The sequence below is a fragment of the Arthrobacter sp. UYEF3 genome (assembly GCF_040546245.1).
Taxonomy (GTDB): Bacteria; Actinomycetota; Actinomycetes; order Actinomycetales; family Micrococcaceae; genus Arthrobacter.
In genome coordinates this window covers 167,679-192,127 of sequence record NZ_JBEPNK010000004.1, presented here as the reverse complement: position 1 = coordinate 192,127, position 24,449 = coordinate 167,679, and the positions used below count along the sequence as shown (strand labels likewise).

Below are 24,449 nucleotides of genomic sequence, written 5' to 3'. Positions count from 1 at the left end.
TCCCTACAGGACCTTGACCGCACCGAGAACCTTGGAGAGGGAATCCTTCGCATCGCCGAACAGGAGGGTGGTCTTGGGGTCGTGCAGGAGTTCGTTGTCGATGCCGGCGAATCCCGGCCGCATCGAGCGCTTCAGGAAGACCACCTGCTGGGCTTGGACCACCTCCAGGATCGGCATCCCGTAGATCGGTGACCCCGGGGACGACTTCGCGGCCGGGTTGACGACGTCGTTCGCTCCCACCACCAGGGCGACATCCGTGTTCGCGAACTCCGGGTTGACCTCATCGATTTCCCGCAGCGATTCGTAGGGCACGTTCGCCTCCGCCAGCAGCACATTCATGTGCCCCGGCATCCGGCCGGCGACGGGGTGGATCGCGAAGACGACGTCGACTCCCCTGGCGGTAAGGGCGGTGGCGAGCTCGGCCACGGTGTGCTGGCCCTGCGCGACGGCGAGGCCGTAGCCGGGCACGATCACCACGCGCTGGGCATAGCCGAGCTGGACGGCAACGTCCTCCGCCGAGGCGGAGCGTACGGGCCGGTCGCTGAGGGTGGTGGAGCCCGCCGTGGACCCGCCCCGGAAGGCGCCGAACATGATGCCGGCCACGCCGCGCCCCATGGCGGAGGCCATCACCTTGGTCAGGATGGTGCCGCTGGCGCCGACCAGCGTACCGGCCACCAGCAGCAGCACGTTGCCCAGCACGATCCCGGACGCCGCGACGGCGAGGCCGGTGAAGGCATTGAGCAGCGAGATCACGATCGGCACGTCGGCCCCGCCGACCGGGAGCACCAGCAGCAGCCCGGCGGCCAGGCCCAGGACCAGCAGTCCGGCGGCCCAGCCGGGCGAACCGGTGAGCACGACGGCGCCGCCCGCGGTCAGCGCTCCCGCCAGGACCAGCAGCATCACGGCAGGCATGCCCGGGAAGAGCAGCGGTCGGGTGCTGATCAGCTCCTGCAGCTTCCCCACCGTGACGGCGGACCCGGCGAAGGAAACCGCCCCGACCAGCATTGTGGAGGCGATAGCGAGCCGCACCCAGGATTCCCCGCCGTGGCCGAGTTCCAGAACCGCGACCAGGGCGGCCGCGCCGCCGCCGACCCCGTTGAACAGGGCGACGAGCTGGGGCATCTGGGTCATCTGCACGCGCCGGGCGACAGGAACCGCGAGGGCGGTGCCGACGGCGATGGCGGCCAGGATCAGCGGAACGTTGTCCAGCCGTGCGGAGAGGAACACCGTCAGCACGGCCACCCCGGCTCCGGCCGCGCCGATGGCGTTGCCGCGCCGCGCCGTCCGGGGCGAGCTGAGGCCCTTCAACGCGAGAATGAAGCAGACCGCGGCCACCAGGTAGAGCAGCGCGGTCCAGCCCGGGGCGAGGATGCTCATGGGCGCTCCTCCCCGCCGGACCCTGCCAGGGTCGTGCCTGTTCTTCCCGGGGCGACGGGACCGGCGGCTTTCCGCGGGCCGAACATTTCCAGCATCCGGTCGGTGACCACGAAACCGCCAACCAGGTTGACGGTCGCGAGGACCACTGCGAGCAGGGCGACGGCAAGCAGCCACGGCTCGACGGCCTGGCCCGCCACGATGATCGCGCCGACCAGAATTATGCCGTGGATCGCGTTCGCGCCGGACATCAACGGGGTGTGCAGTTTGCTGGTGACCTTGGAAACGACTTCAAAGCCGACAAAGACGGCGAGCACCACCACCGTGAGCAGCGTGACCATATCCATTAGTTGCGGGCCTCCATAGCTGCCGCCGTGCCGGCGTGCCGGACGGCGCCGTCGTGGGTCAGGCAGGCTCCGGCCACGACGTCGTCGTCGAAGTCTGGTGCCACGGTGCCGTCCGCGGTCATCAGGGCGAGCAGGTTGGCGACGTTCTTGGCGTACAGCCGGGAGGCGTCCGAGGCGACGTCCGACGCCGCGTCCTGCAGCCCCACGAGGGTCACGGCACCGCCCGGCACCGGAACCAGGACGTCCCGGCCGGCGATGACACCTTCGACGTTGCCGCCTGATTCGGCGGCCAGGTCCACCACGACGGAACCGGGCCGCATGCCGGCCACCATGGCGGCGGTAACGAGCAGCGGCGCCGCCCGGCCGGGGATCGCCGCCGTCGTGATGAGCACGTCCGCGGCGGTAACGTGCGGGGCCAGCAGGGCACGCTGCCGGGCGGCGCGGTCCTCGCCGAGCTCACGGGCATAGCCGCCGCTGCCCTCAGCGGACGTGTCGGCAGCTTGCGTGCCGAGCTCCAGATTGATAAAGGTCCCGCCCATGGAGGCGACCTCGTCGGCGGAGGCGGCGCGGATGTCGTTGGCAGATACCCGGGCGCCGAGCCGCTTGGCGGTCCCGATCGCCTGCAGCCCCGCGACGCCGGCGCCGAGGACAAGCACCCTGGCCGGCGGGATGGTTCCGGCGGCGGTCATGTAGAGCGGAAAGAACCGCGGGTAGCGCATGGCCGCCTCCAACACGGCCCGGTAGCCGGCGACGAGGGACTGCGAGCTGAGGGCGTCCATTGACTGGGCGCGGGAGATCCGTGGAACGAGTTCCATGGCAAATGACGTCACACCGGCGGCGGCGAGGGACCCCACGGTCTGCAGCTCCGAGGCCGGGGAGGCAAAACCGATGGTGATGGTGCGTGGCCTCAGCGCCGCGGCGGTTTCCGGCGCCAAAGGGCCGACGTGCAACAGGACATCCACCGTCTCCAGCGGAAGCTCCGGGGCGAGGCTGGCACCGGCCGCTTCATAGTCCGCGTCGCCGTAACCGGCTTCGGCGCCCGCACCGCATTCCACCAGCAACGCCAGGCCGAGGCCCGTCAGCTGCCGCACGGTCTCCGGTGTCGCCGCAACCCGGCGTTCCCCCGCACGCTGTTCCCGTCTGACACCGACCCGCACGCCCAGCTCCTCCCGGTTGGCCCCAGCCTAGGCACAGAGCGCCTAGTTTGGCGAGGATTGGGCCGAGACGGCCGCCAACAGCGCTTCGACGATCGGCAGGTCGGCAGGGATCCAAGGCAGGCCCAGGACGTCCTCCGGATCCGTCAGCGCCACCCAGCGCAGCTGGTCGTGGTCCTCCAGCGGCTGCGGGGTGCCGGCCGTCAGCTCGGCGAACCAGACCCGCATGGCGGCCTGCCCGTTGAGCGGCCAGCCGGCCGGTGCGGGGGCCGGCAGCTCGGGCCCCAACCGGACCTCGACACCGAGTTCCTCCAGCAGCTCACGGTGCAGGGCCTGGTCCGGTGCTTCGCCGGGATCCACCTTGCCGCCCGGGAACTCCCACATGCCCGCGAACTGGGGCGGAGCCGTCCGCCTCGCCACAAGGAGGGTCCGGGGGTCGGCGAGGGAATCCACGACGGCGCCGCCGACGACGCTGATAAGTTCAGTCACGTCCACCAGTCTAGGGGCGCCCCGCGGGTACCGGCGGGGGACAATGGTGGAGACCATCTCCTGGCTCCAGCCGGGATCGTTCCCGAAAAGCAGACGGATGACCACCACCAAAGACGCACCGGCGACGCCACAAACCGGCACCCGCCACCTCGCCCTCGCCATCATCTCGCTCGCCATGGGCGGATTCGGCATCGGCACCACGGAGTTCACCATGATGGGCCTGCTTCCGGAGGTGGAGCAAGGCCTCGGCATCGGCACTCCGGAGGCCGGGCACCTGATTTCCGCCTACGCCTTGGGCGTGGTGGTCGGCGCCCCGGTACTGGCTGCCGTCGGCGCCAAGCTGCCGCGCAAGTACCTCGCACTGGGCCTCATGCTGTTTTTCAGCCTCGCCAACCTCAGCTCCTTCATCGCACCGGACTACGGCACCATGCTGGTCTCACGCTTCGCGGCGGGTCTGCCGCACGGAGCCTTCTTCGGAGTTGCCGCGGTCATTGCGTCCTCCCTGGTGGCCCCAACCAGGCGCGGCTGGGCCATCTCGATGGTGATGGCCGGCTTGACCGTCGCCAACGTCGTCGGAGTGCCGTTCGGGACCTGGCTGGGCCAGAGCTTCGGCTGGCGGTTGCTGTTCCTGCTGGTGGGACTGATCGGCTTCGCCACCATGGCCATGCTTTGGAAGTTCGTGCCCTTCCAGAAGCCCCACGCCGATGCAAGCATCCGGCGTGAACTCGAGGCGCTCAAGCGGCTGCAGGTCTGGCTTGCCGTCCTGATCGGGGTGGTCGGCTTCGGCGGTTTCTTCGCCACCTACACCTACATCGCCCACACCATGACCTCGGTGGCCGGCATTCCCGCGGAATGGCTGCCGCTCGTCGTCGCGCTTTACGGCGTCGGCATGGTGGTGGGCAACATCGTCGGCGGCCGGATCGCGGACAAGTCCGTGATGGGAACCATTTATTGGGTCCTGCCGGGCGTGGCCGTGGCACTCATGGTCTACGCGGTTGCCGTGCACTGGCCCTGGTCCGCCTACCTGATGGTCTTCGTCGTGGGCGCTGCCGGCTCCATGCTGGTTCCGGCGCTGCAGACCCGGCTCCTGGACGCCTCCCCCGGTGCGCCGTCGCTGGCGTCATCGCTGAACCACGCGGCCCTCAACGTCGCGAACGCCCTGGGCGCGTTCCTCGGCGGCCTCGTCATTGCCTGGGGCTGGGGCTATGTCGCGCCGGCCCTGGTAGGGGCGGCGCTGGCCATCCTGGGCCTCGGCGTCGCGGTCCTCAGCGGCGCGGTGGAACGACGGAGGCCGCTGGGCCGGTAGCCCGCACGGCGTGCTCCCGGCCTAGAGGCCCCTGGGAGTCCCGGCTTGTCAGCCCGCGCTGACGCGCTCCAGGTCGGGTTCCAGGTAGATGACCCGTGCCGTCGGAACGGCCTCCCGGATGCGGACCTCGGCGCCATCGATCGCAGCCGCGATCGCCCGGCCCGAGTCGGCGGCGCCGACACCGATCTTGGCCGCCACCAGCAGTTCCTCCGGGCCCAGGTGCATGGTCTTGAGGTGGATAATGTGCGTCCCGTCGGACTCGATGGCGCTACGGATCTTTGCGACGTCCGCCTTGGTGGCGGACTCGCCGAGGAGCAGGGACTTGGTTTCCACCGCCAGAACAGCGGCGATCGCCACCAGCAGCAGCCCGATCATGCCGGTTCCCAGGGCGTCCCAGATGCCGTTTCCGGTGACCAGCGTCAGGCTCACTCCGAACAGCGCGAAGACCAGGCCAAGCAGGGCGCCGAAGTCCTCCAGCAGGATCACGGGCAGCTCTGGCTGCTTGGCGTTGCGGATGAACTGGATCCAGCTCTGCTGTCCGCGCAGCGGGTTGGACTCCCGGATGGCGGTCCGGAACGAGAAGGACTCCGCGGCGACGGCGCCGACGAGTACCGCCAGCGGAACCCACCAGAAGGCCCCTTCGATGCCGTGCGGGTCCCGGAGCTTGCCCCACGCCTCGTACAGGGCGAACAGGCCGCCGACGCTGAAGAGCACGATCGAGACGATGAAGGCGTAAATGTAGCGTTCCCGGCCGTAGCCGAAGGGGTGCTCCGGGCTCGCGTCCTTCTTGGCCCGCTTTCCGCCGACCAGCAGGAGCAACTGATTCCCGGAGTCGGCGACCGAGTGGATCGCCTCGGCGAGCATGGACGAGGACAACGTCAGGACGAACGCGACGAACTTGAGGACGGCGATGGTCAGGTTGGCGGCCAGCGCCGCGACAATCGCCTTGGTACCGCCGTTTGCAGCCAAGACAGCTTCTCCTTTGGAAGTTTTTCGGGATGGTCGGGATCACCGCTCAATGCCCGGGCCCGCAAGAAATACCGTACCCTTTCGGGGCCCGGCACCGCACCGCGGCAGGGCCCCGGCGGCAGGTAACGATTGAGTGTGATGTTGCTGACATGGACGATCACCGTGTGTTAGCTTGAAGCCATACTCGGGATTCCTAAGGTGAATGCCGAAGAATATGTAGGAGGAGACATGGGCTTTATAGGCTGGATCATTCTCGGACTCATAGTAGGTGCAATTGTTAAGGCAGTCATGCCTGGCAGGGTCGGCGGCGGCTGGGTCACCAGCCTTGTGCTCGGCGTCGTCGGGGCGATTGTTGGCGGCTGGATCGGCGACCTGCTCTTCGGTGGCGGCAGGATGGAATTCTGGAACATCGGTTCCTGGATCCTGGCCATTGTCGGCGGCCTCGTAGTGGCCGGAATTTACGGCGCCGTCACCGGGCGCAACAAGACGACCTAAATCTCCCAGGCCACCGCCCCGGCAGCAGTGCCGCCGCGGTGAAGGAACGACGGCGGGGCCTCACCGATCGGTGGGCCCCGCCGTCGTTGCTGCCTAAATGTGGGCCGGGCGCAGCTGGGACCGGGCGCTGGCGTAGAGGCAGACCGTCGCCGCGGTGCCCAGGTTGAGGCTTTCCGCCGCCCCGTAAACCGGGACAGCCACCCGGTGGTCTGCCAGGGCGAGTTCCTCCTCCGACAGCCCCTGCGCCTCGTTGCCGAACAGCCATGCGGTCGGCCGCTCCAGGGCGTACACGGAATCGGCGGCGGACACGCCCAGGCGCCGCGCGGCGCTCTCGTCCTGAAGCCGGTCCAGGCTCAGCTGCCCGTACCCGTCCGCCGCCAACACACTGATCCCCCGTTCTTTGCACCGTGCCGCAACGTCGGCGGGGTCGGCGCCCAGGACGACCGGGAGGTGGAAGAGCGATCCGGCGGTTGAACGAACGGCCTTCGGGTTATAGATGTCCACGCTGGACCCGGTGAGAATCACTGCGTCGGCGCCTGCGGCGTCGGCGGCGCGCAGCACGGTTCCGGCGTTTCCAGGATCCCGGACCTGGCACAGGACCGCGACCAGCTGCGGGCTCGCGTCCAGCACCTGATCGAGGCCAACGTCCAGGAAACCGCAGACCGCGAGGATACCCTGCGGGGTGACCGTGTCGGCCATCGCGGCGAGCACCTCGTCGGTGGCGAGGTAGGCGGTGGTGCCCTCAGCGAGCGTCTCCAGATCCGGATGTCGGTCCAGGCAGGACTCGCTTGCGTACACCTCATAGACGATGCCGGGCACCCCTGCGGCAATCCGGTTCTGATGCAGCTTCAGTGCCTCGCGGACGGCCTGCGGTCCCTCCGCCAAGAACTCGTGGCGCTTTAAACGGGCCGGGCGCCCGGCAAGCTGTGCCACCTTCCTCACCCGATCAGCTCGGGGGTTGGAGAGTGGAAAGTCTTGCGGGCGCCCGGTTTCGTTCATAGTAGAACCTTAGTTGCTCTCGCGAGTGGTTCTTGAACGGCCTAGCGTGTGAGTCCGTTGCTACTCGGCGGCCTTCTCGGAAGCCGGCTTCTTCGCGGCGGGCTTCTTCGCAGCCTTCGGGGCCGCGACAGCCTCAACCTGGACGGCCGGAGCGGAAGTGTCAGCGGGCAGCGAGTCCTTGGCGACCTGGACCAGCGCGGCGAAGGCGTTGGCGTCGGAGACCGCCAGCTCAGCCAGCATGCGGCGGTCAACCTCGACCTCAGCGGCTTTGAGGCCCTGGATCAGGCGGTTGTAGGTCAGGCCGTTGGCGCGGGATGCGGCGTTGATACGCTGGATCCACAGGCGGCGGAAGTCGCCCTTTTTCTTCTTGCGGTCGCCGTAGCTGTACACAAACGAGTGCAGCAGCTGCTCTTTGGCCTTGCGGTACAGGCGTGAACGCTGTCCCCGGTAGCCCTTTGCGCGTTCGAGGATAACCCTGCGCTTCTTGTGGGCGTTGACCGCCCTCTTCACACGTGCCACGTGCGTACTCCTTCGAAAATTTCTGATCCCAAGCGTCTACTGCCGGGAGACCCGGCTGGCCTGAGAAGCCGTTTTGGTAGTGGACCGCCGCCGGATGGCAACCAATCCCGAACTTGGAACTTAGATGCCGAGCATCTTCCGGATGACCTTGGCGTCGCCCTTGAAGACGATCTTGTCGCCGGCGAGGCGGCGGGTCAGCCTGGAGGATTTGTGCTCGAGGTAGTGGCGGCGGTTGGCCTGCTGGCGGCGCAGCTTGCCGCTGCCGGTCAGCTTGAAGCGCTTCTTAGCACCGCTGTGGGTCTTCATCTTCGGCATGGGAACCGATCTCCTTACGTATCCGCAGACCAGGTCTGCAGTCTTTCGCGCAGCCACCCCTGCGGGCGGCGTGCTGGTTGCTTACTGCCGGACATTGCTGTCCGGCAGCTGTGAACTAGTTGGTCTTCTTGCTGGCCGACTTCGGGGCGGCCTTGGGGGCCGCGGGCCGGGCCGCGGGCTTCGGAGCCGCAGGCCGGGCAACCGGTTTCGGTGCCGCAACCGGCTTCGGTGCAGGCTTTTCTGCCGCCGGAGTTACCTCAGCCGCAGGCGCCTTCGGTGCCGCAACCTTCGGAGCAGCAGCCTTGGGGGCTTCCTGCTTCGGAGCCGCGACCTTGGGGGCCGCAGCCTTGGGGGCTTCCTGCTTCGGTGCCGCGGCCCTGGGGGCCGCAGTCTTGGGTGCTTCCTGCTTCGGAGCGGCCGCCTTGGGGGCCTTGGGGGCCTCCTGCTTCGGCTCTTCCGGGGCGGCTTCGGCTGGAGCCTTTTCGGCAACGGCTTCCTCGACCTTGGGCTCCTCGACGGCGGGAGCAGCAGTTTCCGGTGCTTGCTCCTCAGTTACAGCCGGCGCCGAAGCCGCTGCGGGTGCCTCAGTCCGGACCGTGTAGCCTTCCGGAAGGAGATCGGCGAGCGACTGCGTCAGGGGTGCTTCAGGGGCGGAAGTGTCAACGCGGCCCGAAGCCTTGGCTTCGTTCTCAGCCTTGGCTTCTGCACGCTGCGTGGCGCGGCGGGCCTCTGCCTTGGCCTCGGCCTTGTTCTTCAGCGGACCCACCACCATGACCATGTTGCGGCCATCGATGCGCGGGCTGGACTCCACGACGCCCACTTCGGCGACGTCATCCGCGAAGCGCTGGAGCAGCCGGATGCCCATCTCAGGGCGCTGCTGCTCACGGCCGCGGAACTGGATCATGGCCTTGACCTTGTCACCGGCGCCGAGGAAGCGGAGCGCGTGGCCGCGCTTCGTTTCGTAGTCGTGGGTGTCAATTTTGAGCCGGAAACGGATTTCCTTGAGGACCGTGTTGGTTTGGTTCTTCCGGGCCTCGCGTGCCTTGACCGCGGCTTCGTACTTGTACTTGCCGAAGTCCATCAGCTTGCACACCGGAGGCTTGGCCTGCGGTGCAACTTCAACGAGATCAAGATCGGACTCGGCAGCCAAACGCAGGGCATCCTCAATACGGACGACTCCTACTTGTTCACCTGCAGGGCCGACCAGCCGCACCTCGGGGACGCGGATACGCTCATTGATTCTTGGCTCGCTAATGTTAAAGCTCCTGTGTTCGTGAGGGGTGCTCCGCCGGCAAATGAAGAAGGCCCCCAATTGCCGGAGCAATCGAAGGCCTCGAAGATCGGAACTGCCGACCTCGTGAAGAGGTGGCATGCGTCCACCGCCAGGCGCGATGCCCGGCGTGAATGCCCGACCAAGTACCCGGCAACCTTGATTCCTGAGGAATACTTGCGGCTGACGCGGGTGGGAGAGAACTCCGCTTGCAAACTGGAAATAACGACATCCAGTCGGTCTGTGACAAGCTTACCAGCATGAGCACTTCAGATAGTAATTCACACGTTTACCAGCCTGCAGACGCCCAGGGCGACGTTTCCCAGCGGATCCGCGACATCTCCGAGGTCCCGGCGATCGAGGTCATCACCACCGCCGCCGTCCACCTCATGAGTGCCGCCGCGGTGAAGCTCGGCCTGGCCGCCGAGGACAATGCCGAAGAACTTAAGGACCTGGACGAGGCACGCAAACTGATTACTGCGCTGGCCGGACTGGTCACTGCGGCCGCCCCCGAGATCGGTTCCCAGCACGCCGGCCCCTTGCGCGACGGCCTGCGCTCCTTGCAACTGGCGTTCCGTGAGGAATCCACCATCCCGGACGCCCCCGGCAAGGGCCCGGGCGAGAAGTACACGGGCGCCGTCAACTAGCGCCGCCGTCGTCGTTAACCCGCGACGCACGCCCGCCCGCCGCGCCGTGCCGGTCAGGCTGCGGCGAGCCGGCTCCGGCGGCGGCGCTGCAGCACCAGGCACACGAGGCAGAGCACGACGCCGGCCGCCCCCACCGAGGCGAAGCCCGCGCCCGGACCCACGCCGTCGATGAAGAGCCCGGCCAGCGGGGCACCGAGCGCCACGCCGCCGGTGAGGGCCGAGCCGTACCAGCCCATCGCCTCGCCGCGGCGGCCCTCCTCGACGAGTCCCGCCACCCTTTCGGACGCGGCGGAGAGCACCGGCGCGCAGAGCAGGCCCGGCAGCAGGGACAGCAGGGCAAGCGTCCAGGTGTCCTGCGCGAACGCCATCGGGATGGTCAGCGCGGACATGCCGAGCAGGAGCAGGAATGGTGAGACGGGGCGGTGCATGGCCCCGTAAACGAGGCCACCCAGCACCGACGCCCCGCACCAGAAGAGGAAGACAAGGCCGATCTCGGACTGGTGGCCGCCGGTCTGGAGTGCCGCAACGATGCCGACGTCGCTGCCGCTGAGCACCATGCCGGCACCGGCCGCAACCGCGAAGACCGCCGCCACTGCCGTCGTGCACCAGGTGAAGTTGTGGACGACTTTGTGCCGCAGGCCGAGCCGGGCCTGCCGCCGCTGTTCTGCGGCCGCCAGCGGCGCCAGTTCAGCTGCGGCCTCTTGCAGATTCGCGGGTGCCGCAGCGACGATGGCGGCCTCCGCACCCTCCTGCTGGGCCACCTCGAACGCTGGATCCTGCGCCAGGCCGGACTGGTCACTGCGGGTAGGTGGGTTGGTCCACATCAGGAACAGGCTCGACAGGGAGGTGGCGACGCCCACCACCGTCAGTCCCAGAACGGAGAAGCCTGCGGTGGCCACGATGGCGCCGGCGGCGGGGCCGATCATGAAGACCAGTTCGGTGCTGATCGAGTCCAGGGCGAAAGCGGTCCGGCGTTGCTCACCGCTGGCGAGGATCCCCAGCGACTGGCGCACCACGCTGAAGATCGGCAAAGTCAGCAGTCCGCCTACGAAGACCAGCGGCAACAGCAGTTCGTAGCTGACATGCGGCACGATCGACCAGATGACGGTCTCGGAAACGACGGACGGGACGAGGGCGCGGCGCAGACCCACCGTATCGACGCGGCGGCCGCGCCACGGCGCCCCGGCGGCGATGCCGATGGTCATGACGGCTGCGGCCGCGCCGGCTGCGGCGTAGCCCTGGCCCAGGGTAAGGACGATGTGCAGGGTCAGTAGAACGCCCGCGGCGGAATGCGGGATGCGGGCGACCATGCCGACGAGCAGGAGGTTCCTGATGGGCCTGACTGCCAGCAGGTCACGATAAAGCGCGAAATTCACGAAACTGCATTCCTGTAGTTACTGCCAATAGGTACTGCCACCGGCATCACCGGGAGGCCTCAGCGCCGGCCGTCGGCTATGGTGCTGCGCGCTGTAACTTGATTTCGATTGAGTCAACCCGTTCGGTAAAGGTCTCATTCCGGGCCCAGTCGCTGTTGAGTGCCGCCACGATGGATTGCACGGCGGCCGAGTCAAGCCCGTCCTCAAGGTACAGCACCAGACGCAATTCCGGGCCCGCGCCGCCGCCGGGGAGGTGCCGGCCGCCCGCCTGCGCCGACGCCACCCCGCCGCCCGGATGAATTTCAACACGCCGGAGCGCCGGGACGCCGGCGGCAGCGGCTCCGGCTGCTTCCGCCACGGCCGGGTCGCTGTAGCTGGGCGTCCAGTCCTGCTGCCGGGCCAGCGCCCAGACGGCCGGCCGGCGCACCACGAAGGTGGTAGCCGAGCCGGGATCCAGGACAAGAAGCTCGGCGCCTTCGGCGACGGCCGAGAGGGCGGCCCGCGGGGCGTACACCGCGACTGGCCGGGCCTCGGAATGCCAGGCGGCCAGGGCCCCGGCCGAGGTAAACACCGGCAGCGCGGTCCGGCCGTCGGCCGCCCTGAGCGTCACGAGGGCCATGTCTGCCTGTTTGTCCCCATGCAACTCCTCACCATGCGTGCCCGCCACGGCGTCGCCCTTCTCGGCGAGCCGGGCAAGGATCGGCACGAAGACGCGCGCCGTGGCCAGAGCGGCCACCACGGCCGCCTCGTCGCCGTCACCGGTTTCGAGGGCCGCCAGAGCAGCGCGGTAGCCCGCGTCGGGGGCGCCGTCGTCGTCCTCGAAGTTGTGGATCTTCGCGTCATGGCCGCCCAGGCTCCGGCCGGCCCAAAGCTGCCCGGCGGAGTCGGCCGCTCCCCCGGCGCCGGCGAGGGCGGCGGCGATGTGGCCGGGCAGGGGGCGCCCGCCCGGCGGGGTACTGTGCTCCATGACGGCGGCGGGCCTAGCGGCGGCCGGCGGCGTCGAGGGCTTCGGGGAGCGTGAAGTTGCCGTTGTAGAGGGCCTTGCCGACGATTGCGCCCTCGACGCCGAGCGGCACCAGGGAGCGCAGGACCAAGAGGTCCTCGAGGCTGGAAATGCCGCCGGAAGCCACGACGGGCTTGCCGGTCTTTTCCACCATCTGGCGCAGGAGCTCGACGTTGGGTCCCTGCAGCGTGCCGTCCTTGGTGACGTCGGTGACGACGTAGCGGGCGCAGCCGGCTGCTTCCAGGCGGGCCAGGACGTCCCAGAGGTCGCCGCCTTCCTGGGTCCAGCCGCGGCCGGCGAGGGTGGTGCCGCGGACATCGAGGCCGACGGCGATCTTGTCGCCGAAGCGCTCGATTACCCGGCCGGTCCATTCGGGGTTCTCAAGGGCTGCTGTGCCCAGGTTCACCCGGGCCACGCCGAGGTCCAGGGCCTTCTCGAGGGACTCGTCGTCCCGGAGCCCGCCGGAGAGCTCAACCTTGATGTCCAGCCGGCCCACGACCTCACGCAGCAGGTCGGCGTTGGAACCGCGGCCGAAGGCTGCGTCGAGGTCCACCAGGTGGACCCATTCGGCGCCCTGTTCCTGCCAGTTGAGTGCGGCTTCCAGCGGCGTGCCGTAGCTGGTTTCGCTGCCGGCTTCGCCCTGGACGAGGCGTACGGCCTGCCCGTTCACGACGTCGACGGCGGGGAGCAGCTCGAGTATCGGCAGCGGGGTTTCGGTGGTCATCGTGGTCCTCAGGGTTGGGCGGTCAGGAAAATGCCGGCGCTTATTGGCCCGGCAGCGTCAGGAGGTAGGCGGCCAGCAGCGACATCCCGGCCAGCAGGTAAAACGCGATCTGGATCCACAGCGGGCTTTTTTGCTGCCGGAAGGACAGGGCGCCGCCGACCAGCAGGCCGGCGAGGCCCATCAGAACCAGGGACCACATCTAGGCGGTCTGTTCCGGGGTAGGGGCCGCTGCGGCGCCGGTTTCTGCGCCGCCGCGGAGGCTGGCCACCCAGTTCCGGAGCAGGCGCGCACCTGCGTCGCCGGACTTCTCCGGGTGGAACTGGGTGGCGCACAGCGGTCCGTTTTCCACCGCGGCAATGAACGGCGCACCGTGCTCGGACCAGGTGACGAGCGGGGCGGCCATGCGCGGCTGGACCACTTCAAAGTCCCAGTGCTGCACGCCGTAGGAGTGCACGAAGTAGAAGCGTTCCTTTTCGACGCCGGCGAAGAGTCGGGAGCCCTCCGGCACCGTGACCGTGTTCCAGCCCATGTGCGGCACGACCTCGGCCGGCAGGAGTTCGACTGTGCCGGGCCACTCCCCCATACCCGCGGCGGCGGTCCCGTGTTCCACTCCGGTTTCGAAGAGGATCTGCAGCCCGACGCAGATCGCGAGCACCGGCCGGTGGCCGGCGACGCGTCGACCGATCATGCGCAGGGCGTCCACGGCCCGGAGCTCGTTCATGACGGTTTCGAAGGCCCCGACACCGGGAACAACGAGCCCGTCGGCGTTCAGGACGTCCCCGGGCTTTGCGCTGAGGATGACCTCGGCGCCGGCCCGTTCGAGCGCGCGGACGGCGGAGCGGACGTTGCCGGATCCGTAGTCGAGTACCGTCACCGTGGGCTTGCCTTCGGGTGATGCCGGCTTCCGGATGGCGTCGGGGTTGATGATGGCCCCGTCCCGCAGCACCTTGCCGGTCACAGGGCACCCTTGGTGGAGGGTATGCCGTCGACCCGGGGATCCGGTTCCACGGCGGCCCGGAGTGCCCGGGCGAAGGCCTTGAACTGGGCCTCGACAATGTGGTGCGGGTCGCGGCCGGCGGTGACGTTCATGTGCAGGCAGATGCCGGCGTGCAGCGTGATGGCCTCGAAGACGTGGCGGGTCAGGGACCCGGTGAAGTGGCCGCCGATCAGGTGGTATTCCTGGCCGGCCGGTTCGCCGGCGTGGACCAGGTAGGGCCGGCCGGAGACGTCGACGACGGCGTGCGCCAGCGCCTCGTCGAGCGGAATCGAGGCCTCGCCGAAGCGGCGGATGCCGGCCTTGTTGCCCAGCGCCGTGCGCAGGACCTCGCCGAAGGTGATGGCGACGTCCTCGACGGTGTGGTGGACGTCGATGTGGGTGTCACCGGTGGCCTTGACGGTCATGTCGATCAGGGAGTGCTTGCTCAGGGCCGTCAGCATGTGGTCGTAGAACGGCACGGAAGTGCTGATGTCGGAGACGCCGGTGCCATCCAGGTTGATCTCGACCAGCACGGAGGACTCGCTGGTGGTCCGCTCCAGGCGTGCGGTGCGGGCCGGGGCCGCGGCTGATCCGGTGTTGCTCATGTCAGGGTGTCCTTTGGATGAAGGCTGGCGCCCGTCGAACAGGGCGGCGTGCGTGGGTCCTGCGTTAAGTCTAGGCGGACTGGACATCCCGGCCGGTCAGGATCCGTTCGAGAGCCTGCAGGAACGCTGTGGTTTCCGTCTCAGTGCCCGCCGTGACCCGCAGGTGGCCGGGGATGCCGACGTCACGGATGAGCACGCCGGCATCCAGCAGCGCCTGCCAGATTTCCTGCGGGTTCTCGAGGCCGCCGAAGAAGACGTAGTTGGAATCGGAGGCGGCAGGATTGAGCCCCATCCGGGTCAGCTCCGCGACGATCCGGTCCCGCTGGCGCTTGATGTCCTCGACGTCGGCCATCAGCGCCACCCGGTGGCTCAGTGCGGCGAGGCCCGTGGCCTGGGTGACGGCGGACAGGTGGTAGGGCAGCCGGACCAGGCGCAGGGCATCCGTGACCTCAGGCGCTGCCGCCATGTAGCCCAGCCGTGCACCGGCCAGGGCAAAGGCCTTGCTCATGGTGCGCGAGACAATCAGCCGCTCCCTGCCGGGCAGCAGCGTGAGTGCGCTGGGTGTGCCGTCGTGGGCGAACTCGTGGTAGGCCTCGTCGACGATCACGATGGTCTGGCTGGCTTCTCCGGCCTCATAGACGGCCTCGACAACGTCGATCCCCAGGCCGGTGCCGGTGGGGTTGTTCGGGGAGCAGAGGAAAACGACGTTGGGCTTCAGCTCACGGACCTGGCGTGCTGCCGATTCGGCGCTCAGCCCATAGTCCTCGGCGCGCACGCCGACGATGTATCCGGTGTCCGTACCGGCAGCCAGCAGCGGGTACATGGAGTACGTGGGAGGGAACCCCAGGGCGGTGCGGCCCGGGCCCCCGAAGGCCTGGAGGATTTGCTGGAGGACTTCATTGGAGCCGTTCGCAGCCCAGATATTGCCGGCGTCAAGTCCGTGACCGAGATATTCCGCCAGGGCTTCACGCAGTTCAGTGAACTCGCGGTCCGGATACCGGTTCAGCCCCGCGGCAGCCTCCGTCACGGCCGCGGCGATGGCGGCACGGACATCGGCCGGGACGCCATGGGTGTTCTCGTTGACGTTCAGCAGGATGGGGACATCCAGCTGGGGCGCACCGTAGGGGCGCAATCCGCGCAGATTCGTCCGGAGGGGCAGTCGGTTGAGTCGCTCTAGCTGGTCAGTCACCGTTCCAGTTTAAGCGAGGCCGGGCCCGGACCCGAAACTGTGACCGTCGGGGGCGCAGTGTTCGGGCGCCTCACTCTCTCACGGGGTCTGGTCCGGGCGCTGGCTACTTGGAGGGTACGAAGAGCTGTTGTCCGGGGATGACGCGGGGATCCCCGAGGTTGTTGAGCTGCACGATGTCCGCCACAACGTCGCGGGGATCGCGTTCCGGGGCCACAGCGCCGGCAATGGCCCAAAGGGACTCACCGGGCTGGACCGTGACCGTAACGGCGGGCGTGAGCGAGAGCTCCGCGGACGAGTCGGCAGCCTTGGCCGGAGCGTTCAGGAAGCCGGCGAGTGAAAGCAGGAGAACCGCCAACAGCATCAACGGCAAGCCGAAGAAAACGAACCGGCCCCGCCGGGTGAGCCGCAGCGGAGCCTGCGCCGCGGCAATGGCGGGTGCAACCTGCCGCGGCCCGGCGTGTACCGACCCGGCCGCGTCCTGGCGGGCCGCATCCGTGCGGTCGGCGTCACGATCGAAGATGCTGTGCGGGCCGAAGGACTCGAACGGCACCCGTTTGGGCCGGTTTTGGTCGAACGGCGCCGACCCGAACGGTGCCGCCTCGATCTTGGCCGCCCGGACGGGAACGGATACCGGTGATCCGGAAATAGCGCTTACTACTGACATGACCTGAGCCCTCCTGGACTTATCTGTGCCGCCCGGCGTACTCCATGTACCTGCCGCCAACCGGCCTAACCATCGAACGCGAACCTTCGAACGTCTTTCTTGATCACAAGCTTCGAACACAGCACCGAACCGTCTGATGCGCCCCGAAGCTCGGGGTTCGAACATATCTTCGAACTGCGCTTGTTCTGTTTTAGCACTTATGAGCGAACATTGTCGAGACTCACTAGAACAAATGTTTGAAAAACCATGATGGCTGGCCTACTTTTGAACCACAGGGTCTGCAGCTCAGGCTTTTGAAATACCGGGTTTTTGAAATAGCGGACAACCACATGTATCGATCAACAGCAGTTCACCAGCGGGGTCTGACTTTTTCAGACTCATCGATCCCGGCAACCTCAGCGGCCGGGCGGAAATGGAAAGGCGTGGCCAACATGGCAGCACAAGCCACCGGCGGAAGGGCCGCCCAGCACGGTCCCCAGACCGTCCGGGCGCCGAAGAGCCTTACCGTCCGGCAAAAGAAGATTCTGGAGACCATCCAGCGCTCCGTAGCGGACAACGGTTACCCGCCCTCGATGCGGGAAATCGGTGACACGGTCGGCCTTGCCAGTCTCTCCAGCGTCACCCACCAGCTTTCGCAGCTGGAGAAGCTCGGGTACCTGCGCCGGGACCCCAAACGTCCCCGTGCCATGGAAGTACTGATGCCGCTGACGCTCGATGAGGGCGCGGCGAAGATTTCCGGAGTGGGGAAGTCCAGCGGCCTGCGGGCGGTGGGCGGGCGGGCCGTATCGGAGCTAGCCAGCGCCACGGACACCGCGATGGTGCCGTTCGTGGGCCGGATTGCCGCCGGCGGTCCGATCCTTGCCGACCAGGTGGTGGAGGACGTGATGCCCCTGCCGCGCCAACTGGTGGGCCACGGCGAACTGTTCATGCTGCGGGTGGCCGGCGATTCGATGATCGATGCCGCCATCTGCGACGGTGACTGGGTGGTGGTCCGGCGTCAGAACGATGCGCTCAACGGCGACATCGTTGCCGCGCTGCTCGATGACGAGGCCACGGTCAAGACTTTCCGCCAGCGCGACGGCCACACCTGGCTGCTTCCCCAGAACACCCAGTATGAGCCGATCCTTGGCGATCATGCCGTCATCATGGGCAAAGTCGTCTCGGTACTGCGCTCCCTCTAGCGTTCAGCCACCGGCAACGCTGCTGAGGCCCCCTCCGGATCTCCGGGCGGGGCCTTTGGCGTTCCCTATTTGGCCGGCTGCCGGGCGGGGGTCTCCTTGGCAAGGCGTTCGAGGGCAGCGAAAGCTACGCCCGGGTCAGTGGTTGGCCAGAACGGCGGGAGTGCGGCCCGGAGGAACCCGCCGTAGCGCTCGGTGGACAGTCGTGGGTCCAGGACCGCCACGACGCCCTTGTCCGACGTCGTGCGGATCAACCGCCCGGCGCCCTGGGCGAGGCGGATGGCGGCGTGGGTGGCCGACACGCTCATGAACCCGTTTCCGCCGGCCTGGGCCACGGCGCGGGAGCGTGCGGTCATCAGCGGGTCATCGGGGCGGGGGAACGGGATCCTGTCGATCACGACCAGCCGGCAGGAACTTCCGGGCACATCGACGCCCTGCCAGAGCGACATGGTGCCGAACAGGCAGGTGTCCGGTTCGTCGGCGAACTGCTTGACGAGCGCGGTCATGGTCGATTCGCCCTGGCAGAGGATGCGCAGGCCCAGCCGGGGCCGCATCGCGTCCGCCGCCTCTTCGGCGGCGCGCCGGGACGAGAACAGACACAGGGCCCCGCCGCCGGAGGCGCGGATCAGCTTTTCGAGCTCATCGAGGGCTTCCGGGGACGTTCCCCGGCCGGGCTTGGGCAGGTGCTTGGCGACGTAGAGGATGCCCTGCTTGGGATATTCGAAGGGGGACCCGACGTCGACGCCGGTCCAGCTGGGGGCCCCGGGGCCTACCAGGCCGAGGCCTCCGGCAGCCGGCTCGAAGGCCGCACCGATCGCCAGGGTGGCCGAGGTCAGGACGACGGTGTGGTCCGCGAACAGCCCCTCGCGCAGCCGACCGGCAACGCTGAGCGGTGCAACGTTGACCAGGGCCGGCGCCGAGTCGTCCGGCTGCGAGTAGCCCTGTTGCGGGTCGAAGCTGCTGTTGCGGGAGAACCAGACCACTTCGCGGTTCTCCCTGGCGGCCAGGAGCCGTTCGCACAGTTCCAGGATCACCATCAGGCGGGATCGGGCGAGCTGGCGGCCGCCGTCGGCTGTGTTGGCGCTGTCGCCCTTGGAGTCCGAGAGCGCGGCGCGGCAGGCGTCGCGCAGCTGGTCCACGCAGTCCAGTTGCTCACTGTTCAGTCCGTTGGGCATGAGTCCGCTAGGGACCCCTTCAATGGCGAGTTCGAGGTTGGCCGCGGAGTTGCTGAGCGCGTCCACGGTGATGCCGGTGTGCTTCCGGGCGCCGGAGGCGGCGGCATGCACCATCGCGACGGAGAGCTGGCCGGACACGGCACCCGTGACCCGGTCCTGCAGCTCGTGCGCCTCGTCCACCACCACGACGTCGTACTCCGGCAATACGGCGAGGCCCTCGAAGGCGCTGACGGCCAGCATCGCGTGGTTGGTGACCACGACGTCGGCGTCGGCGGCGTTCTGCCGGGCCAGTTCGCTGAAACATTCGGCCGCGAGCGGGCACTTTTGCGCGCCGAGGCACTCCATTGAGGTGACGGAAACCTGCCGCCAGGCGCGGTCGGTCACGCCCGGCATGAGCTCGTCGCGGTCCCCCGTCAGGGTGTCCTCGGCCCATTCGCGGAGCCGGACCACTTCCTTGCCGAGCTGCGACGACGGGCCACCCATCGCGGCTGCGAAGTGCGGCACGGAGGTGTCCTCGCCGAGGGAGAACAACTGACCCTCGGACGGCTCCTCGGACGGGAAGCCGCCGCCGAGTTTGTGCCGGCACACATAGTTGGAGCGGCCCTTGACGAGCGCGATCTTTACCGGCCGCGCCAGTACGGGCGTGATCGTCTTGAGCAGCCGCGGCAGGTCCCGGCCGACGATCTGTGTCTGCAGCGCCAGGGTGGCAGTCGAGACGAGGGTCGGTTTGTCGCTGACCAGCGAATGGGCGATTAGCGGAATCAGGTAGGCCAGGGACTTGCCCGTGCCGGTGCCGGCCTGGACCAGCAGGTGGTCGCCTGTTTCGATGGCGCGGGCCACCTGTCGGGCCATCTCATGCTGGCCGTCTCGGCTCTGGCCGCCCATGCCAGCGACTGCCCGGTCGAGCAGTTCAACCACGAACTGCTCGCCGGACTGACTATCCCGTCTATCCCGTGGTTTGCTCTTTCCGCCGTTCTCCGCTGGTTCAGCGGCCGCCGCCGGTTCAGCCGTTGTTTCAACCGCAGGTACCGTCATTGCAGGTTCAGTCATTGCTGACGAAGGCGTCCAGTTCGGCCGCGAGCCCCTCGCGTACCATCACCACGGCACGGGTGCCGGTCTCCTCGTGATCGAGGCTGATGATCTCGGCGTCGGTATCGTGCAGCTTGCTCAGCAGGTCCCCCCGGTTGTAGGGGATCATCAGTTCCAGCTTCACGCTGGGTCTGGGGATGCCCTCGCTGATGGCCTGCAGCAGTTCCGGAATGCCTTCCCCGGTGCGGGCCGAGACGACCACGTGGCGCGGCTCGCGTTGCATGAGCCGCTCGATCACGAACGGGTCGGCGGCGTCGGCCTTGTTCAGGACGATGATTTCCGGCACCTTGCGGGCGTCAACTTCGCTGAAGACCGCCCGGACAGCGGCAATCTGTCCCTCCGGATCCGGGTGGGAGACGTCGACGACGTGCAGGATCAGGTCCGAGTCGGCGACTTCCTCCAGGGTGGACCGGAAGGCCTCCACCAGCTGAGTGGGCAGCGACCGCACGAACCCCACGGTGTCTGCGAGGGTATACCCCAGCCCGTCCGAGGTTTCGGCTTTGCGGACCGTCGGGTCCAGGGTGGCGAACAGAGCGTTCTCGACCAGGACGCCGGCGTCGGTGAGCCGGTTCAGCAGCGAGGACTTGCCGGCGTTTGTGTAGCCGGCGATTGCCACCGACGGTACCGCGTTACGCCGGCGGTTGGCCCGCTTGGTTTCCCGGGCCGGCTTCATCGCCGCGATTTCGCGCCGGAGCTTGGCCATCCGGGTGCGGATCCGGCGGCGGTCCAGTTCGATCTTGGTTTCACCGGGACCGCGTGAACCCATGCCCGCACCGGCCCCGCCCACCTGGCCGCCGGCCTGGCGGGACATCGACTCGCCCCAGCCGCGCAGGCGCGGGAGCAGGTATTCGAGTTGGGCCAGTTCCACCTGGGCCTTACCCTCGCGGCTCTTGGCGTGCTGGGCGAAGATATCCAGGATCAGAGCGGTGCGGTCGATGACCTTCACCTTGACGATGTCTTCGAGTCCGCGTCGCTGGGAGGGGGCCAGTTCGGCGTCGACCACCACGGTGTCGGCGCCGGTGGAGAGCACGATGTCCTTAAGTTCCTGGGCCTTGCCGGAGCCCAGGAAGGTTCCAGGGTCAGGCTTGGCACGGCGCTGGACCAGTCCGTCGAGGACCTCGGAACCGGCCGTCTCAGCCAGCGCGGCGAGCTCGCGCAGGGAGTTTTCGGCGTCGGCAAGCGTACCTTCGGTCCAGAGACCCGCCAGCACGACGCGTTCGAGGCGCAGCTGCCGGTATTCGACTTCGGTGACGTCTTCGAGTTCCGTCGACAGCCCTGCGGTACGGCGCAGCGCGTGTCGTTCCTCGAGGTCCTGCTGGTCGCCGTCGTAGCTGCTGTGTTCTTCATCGAGCCGCGAAATCGCCTGGGCCTTGCCGAACACCGCCCTGGACTCGCCGGGCTGCCCGGCGCCGTCACGGCCGGCCTTCACGGCAGGGGCGTCTTTGGACAGGATACGGTCGATGACAGCCTGGATTTCTGCAGGACTCATGTCCTGGTCGGCTGAATCGGGTCCGGTATTGGGCTGGCTGGTCATGGTCTCCTTTGAAGGGTCTGCAATTTCAGAATAGTGCTGTTCGGAGCTTCGTGGCGCGGAATTCGCGCTGGGCTGACGACTGTGGGTCATCTATGCCTCCTGATTGCCGGGCGGCTGCTACGCCGCAGGCCGGGCGGGGGCTCCGTGGCGGAGCGGTGGATGAGGAAACGATCCGGCGTCCAAAGGCGCCGTTTGACGGTGGGGACGTCCGTTCAGCGCCGGGGACTGCTGTCGCCGCGGGGTTTGGGTCCGTCGCGCGTGACTTCAAGCGGCTTACTCCAAGTGGCACGCGCGCCGGGCGCGATGCCGGCCATCATGGAGGGGGCACTGAGCGGAAGGTAACTACCTGCGTCGCTGCGGGCACGGGGCTGAAGCCCGGACCGGCTACTTGAAGTTCAAGATCATGGATTAACGTTAGCAGACCGTTTCCCGGTGCCGGACCGGCGGTACCTTACGCCTGCGGACCGTGCGGGAGCTCCCGCCGGCGCGGGACCGGGCGTGTCCTTGCCGGTTTCCCATACCCCCGGACGGCGAACTAATCTGGCCAGTTATGGAGTCTGCACACTATTTCAGCGCCCAGCCGGCCGGGCCGTTCACCCGCAAGCCCCTGACCGTGGAGCTTGCCGGCGAACAGCGGCACGTGCAGACGTCCTCCGGGATCTTCAGCCCGGACGCCCTCGACAAGGGAACCGCCGTCCTGCTCGCCGACGTTCCGGCCCCGGCTCCGCAGGGGAACCTGCTGGACATTGGCTGCGGCTGGGGGCCGATCGCGCTCACCCTGGCGCTGAGGGCGCCGCACGCCCGGGTCTTCGCGGTGGATGTCAACGAGCGCTGCGTGACCTTGACGAATGAAAATGCGGCCCTGCTGGGACTCGGCAATGTCACGGCCAGCACTCCCGGGGACGTCGACCCGGAGTTGCGTTTCGACACGATCTGGTCCAACCCGCCGATCCGGATCGGCAAGGACGAACTCCACGCCCTGCTGCTCGCCTGGCTGCCCCGGCTGGCGGCGGGAGGCTCGGCGTGGCTGGTGGTGCAGAAAAACCTTGGTTCGGATTCGCTTCAGCGCTGGCTCGCGGCGGCACTGGACAGCAGTTTCACCGTGACCCGCGAGAGCACGTCCAAGTCCTTCCGGATCCTGCGGGTCAGGAAAGCGTCCCGCTAGCGACGATCACGGCGGGGCCGCTGAGCTCCACATGCTCGTGGCCGTCCGGGGCCACGAAAAACTTTACGCCGACGACGCCGCCGGGAACCGTGACGTTCCAGGCGTCGGGGGCGCCCTGGCCGGCCCAGTGCCGGATCGCGACGGCGGCGGCGCAGGCACCGGTGCCGCAGGACAGGGTCTCCCCCACTCCCCGTTCGTGCACGCGCATGGTGATGGTCCCGACGCCGTCGTGAACCAGCGGTTCGGACGGCACCACGAACTCGACGTTGGTGCCGTGCGGCGGTGCGGGGTCCACCCGGGGCGCCTTGAACAATTGGGTGGTTTCGAGCTCCGCGAGCTCAGCCAGCGCGACGACGGTGTGCGGGTTGCCCATGCTCACGGACAGCGCGGGCCTGGCGACCTCCAGCCCGTCGGCGCTGACCAGCGAATCCATGGCGCGGGCGGTGGCCTCGCCCGGGAAGATGAACTCCCAGGGACCCATGTCGACGGCGTAGCCGGCAGCGGTGCGGACAATGGTCTTCACGCCGCCGCGGGTTCCGATGGTCAACGATTGGCCGGCGGGAAGGTCCACGAGGCCCTCGGCGATCAGGAAGTGGACGAAGACGCGCACACCGTTGCCGCACATTTCCGAAAGCGACCCGTCACCGTTGCGGTAATCCATGAACCATTCGGCGGCCGGGTGGGCGGTGAGCAGCTCTCTGCCCTCGGGGAGCGACCGAGAGGGCACCGCGCGGATGAGGCCGTCGGCGCCGATGCCGCGGTGTCGGTCGCAGAGGGCCGCGACCTGCTCGGGCGTGACGGAGAGGGCACCATTCGGGTCCGCAATCAGGACAAAGTCGTTGCCGGTCCCGTGGCCCTTCGAAAACTTCAGACCGCCGAGTCCGGTGATGTCTTCGGCAGTGCGGTGGTCAGCGGCCGCGGCAAGGGTTTCGTCCATACTTCAAGGTTACCGTTCCGGCCGGGCCGGGAAGGACGGGCGAAGCGGGTCTCACCGGCACAGCGCCGCGGCCTTCGCCGCCAGCTCCGGGTCCTGCCAGTCAAACCAGTGGATCCGCGGGTCGGCGCGGAACCAGGTGAGCTGGCGGCGGGCAAACTGGCGGGTCGCGACGATGGTCGCTTCCGCTGCCTGTTCCAGGTCCGACTCGCCCGCCAGGACCTTGAGGAACTGGGCATAGCCCAGGGCGCGTGAGGCTGTCCTGCCGCTCCGCAAACCTGCCGCGTCCAGGCGCTGCACTTCCGCCGGCAGCCCCCGCAGCACCATCGTGTGGACCCGCGCGGCGAGGCGTTCGCGCAGCTGTTCCCGGTCCACCTCAAGCCCGATCTGCAGGGCCGGCCCGAAGTACTCCCGGGAGGGCATGAAGGAGCTGAAGGGCCGCCCGGTCAGTTCGAAGACTTCGAGGGCCCGGATGACACGGCGGGCGTCGCCCAGCCGCCCGGCGGACACCGGATCCACGCGTTCCAGCCGCGCCCGCAGCGGTGCAAGCCCGGCTGCTTCCGCCTCCGCCTCAAGGCGGCGCCGGACGGCGGGGTCAGTGCCGGGGAATTCGAGCACGTCGAGAACGGCGCGGACGTACAGTCCCGACCCGCCAGCCACGATGGCCCGTTTCCCCCGGGCGTGGATGTCCGCGATCGCGGCGCGGGCCTGCTGCTGGAAATCCGAGACGCTGGCCTCTTCGGTCACGTCGAGGATGTCGAGCAGGTGGTGCGGCACGCCGCGCCGCTCGGCCTCGGTGACCTTCGCCGTGCCGATGTCCATCCCGCGGTAGAACTGCAGGGCGTCGGCGTTAACGACCTCGCCGCCGAGGGCCAGCGCCAGCGACACCGCGAGCTCCGACTTTCCGGATCCGGTGGGTCCGACGACGGCGATCACCGGCGGCGCGGATCCGG

At 68.2% G+C, this 24,449-nt stretch carries 26 protein-coding genes; 5 read left to right on the top strand and 21 right to left on the bottom strand.

The features are described from left to right. Positions 1–3 precede the first annotated feature (3 nt). Genes ABIB14_RS04610 through ABIB14_RS04595 form a run of 4 tightly spaced genes read right to left on the bottom strand, consistent with a single transcriptional unit; the run spans position 4 to position 3,364 of the window. Positions 4–1,377, bottom strand: coding sequence for an NAD(P)(+) transhydrogenase (Re/Si-specific) subunit beta (locus tag ABIB14_RS04610; protein WP_354234370.1), 1,374 nt, complete (start codon positions 1,375–1,377; stop codon positions 4–6). Further along, positions 1,374–1,721 carry an NAD(P) transhydrogenase subunit alpha part 2 gene (locus tag ABIB14_RS04605; protein WP_354234369.1) on the bottom strand — a complete coding sequence of 116 codons (348 nt, stop codon included), beginning with the start codon at positions 1,719–1,721 and terminating at the stop codon, positions 1,374–1,376. The genes ABIB14_RS04610 and ABIB14_RS04605 overlap by 4 nt, the downstream gene beginning before the upstream one ends. Beyond that, on the bottom strand, positions 1,721–2,878 hold the full coding sequence (locus ABIB14_RS04600; RefSeq protein ID WP_354234367.1) for an NAD(P) transhydrogenase subunit alpha: 1,158 nt from the start codon (positions 2,876–2,878) through the stop codon (positions 1,721–1,723). The genes ABIB14_RS04605 and ABIB14_RS04600 overlap by 1 nt, the downstream gene beginning before the upstream one ends. A 42-nt stretch (positions 2,879–2,920) precedes the next feature. After that, on the bottom strand, positions 2,921–3,364 hold the full coding sequence (locus tag ABIB14_RS04595; RefSeq protein ID WP_354234366.1) for a (deoxy)nucleoside triphosphate pyrophosphohydrolase: 444 nt from the start codon (positions 3,362–3,364) through the stop codon (positions 2,921–2,923). 97 nt (positions 3,365–3,461) lie between these two features. Between ABIB14_RS04595 and ABIB14_RS04590 the strand changes: the two genes are divergently transcribed. Next, positions 3,462–4,670: an MFS transporter gene (locus ABIB14_RS04590; RefSeq protein WP_354234365.1), complete on the top strand. Its 1,209-nt coding sequence runs from the start codon at positions 3,462–3,464 to the stop codon at positions 4,668–4,670. Between the two features lie 48 nt (positions 4,671–4,718). On the opposite strand, the gene ABIB14_RS04585 is transcribed toward ABIB14_RS04590, so the two are convergent. Further along, on the bottom strand, positions 4,719–5,639 hold the full coding sequence (locus ABIB14_RS04585) for a cation diffusion facilitator family transporter (RefSeq protein ID WP_354234363.1): 921 nt from the start codon (positions 5,637–5,639) through the stop codon (positions 4,719–4,721). 228 nt (positions 5,640–5,867) lie between these two features. Between ABIB14_RS04585 and ABIB14_RS04580 the strand changes: the two genes are divergently transcribed. Continuing rightward, the gene (locus ABIB14_RS04580; RefSeq protein ID WP_354234362.1) at positions 5,868–6,134 is read left to right on the top strand and encodes a GlsB/YeaQ/YmgE family stress response membrane protein; all 267 of its coding nucleotides are present in this window, start codon (positions 5,868–5,870) and stop codon (positions 6,132–6,134) included. A gap of 93 nt (positions 6,135–6,227) precedes the next feature. Here ABIB14_RS04580 and ABIB14_RS04575 read toward each other — a convergent pair whose 3' ends face one another. The 4 genes from ABIB14_RS04575 to infC all read right to left on the bottom strand — a co-directional run bounded on the left by ABIB14_RS04575 (position 6,228) and on the right by infC (position 9,180). Beyond that, positions 6,228–7,133 carry a TrmH family RNA methyltransferase gene (locus ABIB14_RS04575; protein ID WP_354234360.1) on the bottom strand — a complete coding sequence of 302 codons (906 nt, stop codon included), beginning with the start codon at positions 7,131–7,133 and terminating at the stop codon, positions 6,228–6,230. Between the two features lie 60 nt (positions 7,134–7,193). Further along, entirely contained in the window at positions 7,194–7,652 is a 459-nt protein-coding gene (gene rplT, locus ABIB14_RS04570) for a 50S ribosomal protein L20 (RefSeq protein ID WP_354234359.1), read from the bottom strand. A gap of 120 nt (positions 7,653–7,772) precedes the next feature. Beyond that, complete coding sequence (gene rpmI, locus ABIB14_RS04565; RefSeq protein WP_009358635.1) at positions 7,773–7,967, bottom strand: 50S ribosomal protein L35; 195 nt, start codon at positions 7,965–7,967, stop codon at positions 7,773–7,775. 115 nt (positions 7,968–8,082) lie between these two features. Further along, positions 8,083–9,180 (bottom strand): translation initiation factor IF-3, encoded by a 1,098-nt coding sequence (infC, locus tag ABIB14_RS04560; RefSeq protein WP_502909604.1) that lies wholly within the window; start codon positions 9,178–9,180, stop codon positions 8,083–8,085. A gap of 317 nt (positions 9,181–9,497) precedes the next feature. Between infC and ABIB14_RS04555 the strand changes: the two genes are divergently transcribed. Then, the gene (locus ABIB14_RS04555; protein WP_354234358.1) at positions 9,498–9,884 is read left to right on the top strand and encodes a DUF1844 domain-containing protein; all 387 of its coding nucleotides are present in this window, start codon (positions 9,498–9,500) and stop codon (positions 9,882–9,884) included. A gap of 53 nt (positions 9,885–9,937) precedes the next feature. Here the strand turns inward: ABIB14_RS04555 and ABIB14_RS04550 are convergent, their stop codons facing one another. The 8 genes from ABIB14_RS04550 to ABIB14_RS18730 form a co-directional block, all read right to left on the bottom strand. Further along, positions 9,938–11,260 (bottom strand): MFS transporter, encoded by a 1,323-nt coding sequence (locus tag ABIB14_RS04550; RefSeq protein WP_354234357.1) that lies wholly within the window; start codon positions 11,258–11,260, stop codon positions 9,938–9,940. Positions 11,261–11,336: 76 nt separating this feature from the next. Further along, a complete protein-coding gene (locus tag ABIB14_RS04545; protein WP_354234355.1) occupies positions 11,337–12,227 on the bottom strand; it encodes an SseB family protein in 891 nt (296 codons plus the stop codon). Positions 12,228–12,240: 13 nt separating this feature from the next. Further along, entirely contained in the window at positions 12,241–12,987 is a 747-nt protein-coding gene (gene priA, locus ABIB14_RS04540) for a bifunctional 1-(5-phosphoribosyl)-5-((5-phosphoribosylamino)methylideneamino)imidazole-4-carboxamide isomerase/phosphoribosylanthranilate isomerase PriA (RefSeq protein ID WP_354234354.1), read from the bottom strand. A gap of 40 nt (positions 12,988–13,027) precedes the next feature. After that, positions 13,028–13,186 (bottom strand): CG2302 family histidine operon protein, encoded by a 159-nt coding sequence (locus ABIB14_RS04535; protein WP_354234353.1) that lies wholly within the window; start codon positions 13,184–13,186, stop codon positions 13,028–13,030. Continuing rightward, positions 13,187–13,945 carry an imidazole glycerol phosphate synthase subunit HisH gene (gene hisH / locus ABIB14_RS04530; protein ID WP_354234351.1) on the bottom strand — a complete coding sequence of 253 codons (759 nt, stop codon included), beginning with the start codon at positions 13,943–13,945 and terminating at the stop codon, positions 13,187–13,189. Beyond that, positions 13,942–14,568, bottom strand: a complete 627-nt coding sequence (hisB, locus tag ABIB14_RS04525) for an imidazoleglycerol-phosphate dehydratase HisB (RefSeq protein WP_354234350.1) — start codon at positions 14,566–14,568, stop codon at positions 13,942–13,944. Before hisB ends, hisH begins: the two co-directional genes overlap by 4 nt. Before the next feature lie 70 nt (positions 14,569–14,638). Further along, positions 14,639–15,757, bottom strand: a complete 1,119-nt coding sequence (locus ABIB14_RS04520; protein ID WP_354234349.1) for a histidinol-phosphate transaminase — start codon at positions 15,755–15,757, stop codon at positions 14,639–14,641. A gap of 103 nt (positions 15,758–15,860) precedes the next feature. After that, a complete protein-coding gene (locus ABIB14_RS18730; RefSeq protein ID WP_502909603.1) occupies positions 15,861–16,421 on the bottom strand; it encodes a LysM peptidoglycan-binding domain-containing protein in 561 nt (186 codons plus the stop codon). 431 nt (positions 16,422–16,852) lie between these two features. On the opposite strand from ABIB14_RS18730, the gene lexA reads away from it, so the two are divergent. Beyond that, positions 16,853–17,602, top strand: a complete 750-nt coding sequence (lexA, locus tag ABIB14_RS04510) for a transcriptional repressor LexA (protein WP_354234348.1) — start codon at positions 16,853–16,855, stop codon at positions 17,600–17,602. A 65-nt stretch (positions 17,603–17,667) separates the two neighbouring features. Here the strand turns inward: lexA and ABIB14_RS04505 are convergent, their stop codons facing one another. Together ABIB14_RS04505 and hflX are read right to left on the bottom strand one after the other, a co-directional pair. Beyond that, positions 17,668–19,824: an ATP-dependent DNA helicase gene (locus ABIB14_RS04505; RefSeq protein ID WP_354234346.1), complete on the bottom strand. Its 2,157-nt coding sequence runs from the start codon at positions 19,822–19,824 to the stop codon at positions 17,668–17,670. Next, positions 19,817–21,397 carry a GTPase HflX gene (gene hflX, locus ABIB14_RS04500; RefSeq protein WP_354234344.1) on the bottom strand — a complete coding sequence of 527 codons (1,581 nt, stop codon included), beginning with the start codon at positions 21,395–21,397 and terminating at the stop codon, positions 19,817–19,819. Before hflX ends, ABIB14_RS04505 begins: the two co-directional genes overlap by 8 nt. 550 nt (positions 21,398–21,947) lie before the next feature. Between hflX and ABIB14_RS04495 the strand changes: the two genes are divergently transcribed. Beyond that, positions 21,948–22,562: a class I SAM-dependent methyltransferase gene (locus ABIB14_RS04495; RefSeq protein WP_354234343.1), complete on the top strand. Its 615-nt coding sequence runs from the start codon at positions 21,948–21,950 to the stop codon at positions 22,560–22,562. On the opposite strand, the gene dapF is transcribed toward ABIB14_RS04495, so the two are convergent. Together dapF and miaA are read right to left on the bottom strand one after the other, a co-directional pair. Next, entirely contained in the window at positions 22,543–23,499 is a 957-nt protein-coding gene (gene dapF, locus ABIB14_RS04490) for a diaminopimelate epimerase (RefSeq protein WP_354234342.1), read from the bottom strand. The genes ABIB14_RS04495 and dapF overlap by 20 nt on opposite strands. A gap of 51 nt (positions 23,500–23,550) precedes the next feature. After that, the gene (miaA, locus tag ABIB14_RS04485; protein WP_354234439.1) at positions 23,551–24,432 is read right to left on the bottom strand and encodes a tRNA (adenosine(37)-N6)-dimethylallyltransferase MiaA; all 882 of its coding nucleotides are present in this window, start codon (positions 24,430–24,432) and stop codon (positions 23,551–23,553) included. Positions 24,433–24,449: the final 17 nt, after the last annotated feature.

Excerpts from the sequence above, each read along its gene's own strand:
- rpmI (WP_009358635.1), bottom strand. The coding sequence starts at position 7,967 with ATGCCGAAGATGAAGACCCACAGCGGTGCTAAGAAGCGCTTCAAGCTG.
- ABIB14_RS04590 (WP_354234365.1), top strand. The coding sequence starts at position 3,462 with ATGACCACCACCAAAGACGCACCGGCGACGCCACAAACCGGCACCCGC.
- ABIB14_RS04575 (WP_354234360.1), bottom strand. The coding sequence starts at position 7,133 with ATGAACGAAACCGGGCGCCCGCAAGACTTTCCACTCTCCAACCCCCGA.
- hisB (WP_354234350.1), bottom strand. The coding sequence starts at position 14,568 with ATGAGCAACACCGGATCAGCCGCGGCCCCGGCCCGCACCGCACGCCTG.
- hflX (WP_354234344.1), bottom strand. The coding sequence starts at position 21,397 with ATGACCAGCCAGCCCAATACCGGACCCGATTCAGCCGACCAGGACATG.
- ABIB14_RS04555 (WP_354234358.1), top strand. The coding sequence starts at position 9,498 with ATGAGCACTTCAGATAGTAATTCACACGTTTACCAGCCTGCAGACGCC.
- ABIB14_RS04605 (WP_354234369.1), bottom strand. The coding sequence starts at position 1,721 with ATGGATATGGTCACGCTGCTCACGGTGGTGGTGCTCGCCGTCTTTGTC.
- ABIB14_RS04535 (WP_354234353.1), bottom strand. The coding sequence starts at position 13,186 with ATGTGGTCCCTGGTTCTGATGGGCCTCGCCGGCCTGCTGGTCGGCGGC.
- lexA (WP_354234348.1), top strand. The coding sequence starts at position 16,853 with ATGGCAGCACAAGCCACCGGCGGAAGGGCCGCCCAGCACGGTCCCCAG.
- ABIB14_RS04610 (WP_354234370.1), bottom strand. The coding sequence starts at position 1,377 with ATGAGCATCCTCGCCCCGGGCTGGACCGCGCTGCTCTACCTGGTGGCC.
- ABIB14_RS04580 (WP_354234362.1), top strand. The coding sequence starts at position 5,868 with ATGGGCTTTATAGGCTGGATCATTCTCGGACTCATAGTAGGTGCAATT.
- ABIB14_RS04545 (WP_354234355.1), bottom strand. The coding sequence starts at position 12,227 with ATGGAGCACAGTACCCCGCCGGGCGGGCGCCCCCTGCCCGGCCACATC.
- ABIB14_RS04495 (WP_354234343.1), top strand. The coding sequence starts at position 21,948 with ATGGAGTCTGCACACTATTTCAGCGCCCAGCCGGCCGGGCCGTTCACC.
- dapF (WP_354234342.1), bottom strand. The coding sequence starts at position 23,499 with ATGGACGAAACCCTTGCCGCGGCCGCTGACCACCGCACTGCCGAAGAC.
- ABIB14_RS04505 (WP_354234346.1), bottom strand. The coding sequence starts at position 19,824 with ATGACTGAACCTGCAATGACGGTACCTGCGGTTGAAACAACGGCTGAA.
- ABIB14_RS18730 (WP_502909603.1), bottom strand. The coding sequence starts at position 16,421 with ATGTCAGTAGTAAGCGCTATTTCCGGATCACCGGTATCCGTTCCCGTC.
- priA (WP_354234354.1), bottom strand. The coding sequence starts at position 12,987 with ATGACCACCGAAACCCCGCTGCCGATACTCGAGCTGCTCCCCGCCGTC.